We start from the raw sequence: 2529 nt of genomic DNA on the forward strand, positions 1-2529 counted from the left end.
CCTGATATTAGGGGTCTGACTTCGGACACGTTGCGAGAGTGGAACGAAAAGGCATGGCTCGACCGATTGGGGCCAATGCTGAAAAACACGCCGGATTTTGATCGCCTATGGAATGAATGGGTGAAGACCTTTCACGGGTGTCGACGGGATTGATATAATGTACCAGATTCGGGAATGAAAAGTGTACCACCTCCGGGTAGCAAGCATGTGGTAATGTCTCCCCTGAAGGGAGGTGTTGCCGATGATTTCCGAGGAGGTATTTATGGACATTATAGCTATGCAGCATTCAGGTTTAAGTGTAAGACAGATTGCTCTTAAACTGGGCCGTCACAGAAATACAGTGAAGAAGCATATTGAGAACAAAGAGTTCCCTCATTACCATAAGCATAAACGAGGCGTAAGCATTCTGGAACCATATAAGCAGATCATCAATGGCTTCCTTGACCAGGATGACTACCAGGCAACCTGGATTTTCGATAGAATCAAAAGGATCGGATACCCCGGCGGCTACGATACGGTAAAACATTATGTCGGTACTATCAAAGAACAGAAGACTCAGTTGGCGTATATCCGTTTTGAGACGGAACCGGGACTCCAGGCCCAGGTTGACTGGGGCGATTTCCAGATTCAGGGATCTGATGGGAAGACAAACACTATTTATGCCTTTGTAATGGTTCTCGGTTATTCCCGGGCCATGTACATCGAGTTTGTAGAGCGCTGTACCCTGGATGTTTTTATGGATTGTCATATCAATGCGTTCCGTTATTTTAAGGGCATTCCGGCAGAGACTTTGTACGATAACATGAAAAATGTGGTTATCGGCAGAGAGAATGGCAAACCGGCTTTTAACATCGAATTTTTCTACTTCGCCCATCATTATGGTTTTTTACCCTTGGTTGCCCCACCCTATAGTCCATGGGTGAAAGGAAAAGTGGAGCGGCCCATACATTATGTCCGTGAGCGCTTCTGGCGGGGACATGACTTCAACTCCATTCAAAAAACCAACGAGGATGTTATCGCCTGGCTTAATGACACAGCCAATGGCCGGATTCATGGTACTCACCGTGAACCTGTCGACGAGAGATGGGCGAAGGAGATCCCCTGCTTGAAGAGTCACCCGCCTGTAGACTATGACACATCTCTGAAGGTTTTCCGCAAAGTGTATAAGGACTGCCAGCTTTCCTATAACGGCAACCGGTATTACGTTCCCTATCATGTAGTCGGCAAACAGGTGATGATAAAGATCAAGGGAGATCTGCTACGCATTTACCATGACCAGGAACTTTTGGCCAGTTACCGGGAACCGAAAACGAAACACAATCTCATCGGCGATCCTCATATCTATGAGCAGCTAAAACATGACAAAGAGCAGTTAAACCGCAAATACGGCCGTCACAAGGGCAAGGCCACACGGGGCCTGGTCAGCAACAGCTTATATGACGACGTCAGTTACCGGCCCCTTGCCGAATACGAAAAATATGCTCAAGGAGGTGTTCTATGGAACAGTTGACCTATGAACGCCTGCAGGATAATCTAAAGAGGTTAAAACTGACCAGGGCCGCCGAAGTCCTTGATCATACCGTGATGCAATCGGAAAATAACGAAGTCTCTTATCTTTCTTTCCTGGACCACCTCCTGGAAGAGGAAGTGGCCAATAAGGAAACGAGAAGAATCCACACAGCCATGAAAACGGCCGGGTTACCAACAGCCAAGACCATCGAGGAATATGACTTCTCCTTTCACCCCCAATTGGATAAAAAAATAGTCATGGAGCTTTTTGATCTGACCTTTATCTCGAAACATGAGAATGTCATATTCCTGGGGCCTCCAGGCGTGGGGAAAACCCATCTGGCCATCTCGCTCGCCATCAAGGCATGCTGCCATGGGTTTAAGGTTTACTTCACCACCATGAACGCCTTGATCGGCAAACTGAAGGAAAGCCAGGCTACGGGGAAAGCCTATCTGAACTCTTCCCTGGTTATCGTTGACGAAGCTGGCTATCTCCCCGTGGACAGCCGTGAAGCATATCTCTTTTTCCAGTTCGTCTCCTATCGCTATGAGAAAAGCTCAACAATCATCACTTCAAACAAAAGCTTTGCCGACTGGCAGGAACTCTTCGGAGACCCCGTTATTGCTACGGCCATCCTTGACCGGCTCCTGCATCACAGTAAGGTTGTTAACATCAAAGGACATAGTTACCGATTAAAAGAACATGCCTTTAATCAAAAAGTTCTTCAACCACAAGGAGGTGAAATCGTGAACACTCTGCCAACTTAAGAAGTTTCGTATTGGTTATGGGTGGTACACTTTTCAATTCCCATAAATGGTACACATTTAAATCCTATTGACAACGGGTTGGTAGAGGATATGAAATGAGAGGGGGCGTAATTGGGGTCGGACCAAGCCCTTTAAAAGCAGTGTTGAGTTCTGAGTTTTGAGTGTTGAGTTATAAAAACTAACCCATTGAAATAAGGAGTTTTATGCATGGAAAATGGCCAATTTTAGGGCTTGAAGTGCTGTTTTTACCTA

2 protein-coding genes are annotated in these 2529 nt (G+C 46.3%); both read left to right on the forward strand.

The genetic code is table 11. The features are described 5' to 3' along the window. The first annotated feature begins 262 nt into the window (after nucleotides 1-262). The gene (gene istA / locus NTX75_04185) at nucleotides 263-1510 is read left to right on the forward strand and encodes an IS21 family transposase (GenBank protein ID MCX5815428.1); all 1248 of its coding nucleotides are present in this window, start codon (nucleotides 263-265) and stop codon (nucleotides 1508-1510) included. Further along, the gene (istB, locus tag NTX75_04190) at nucleotides 1498-2277 is read left to right on the forward strand and encodes an IS21-like element helper ATPase IstB (protein ID MCX5815429.1); all 780 of its coding nucleotides are present in this window, start codon (nucleotides 1498-1500) and stop codon (nucleotides 2275-2277) included. The genes istA and istB overlap by 13 nt, the downstream gene beginning before the upstream one ends. Nucleotides 2278-2529 lie beyond the last annotated feature (252 nt).

The organism is Pseudomonadota bacterium (assembly GCA_026388315.1).
Lineage (GTDB): Bacteria > Desulfobacterota > Syntrophorhabdia > Syntrophorhabdales > Syntrophorhabdaceae > MWEV01.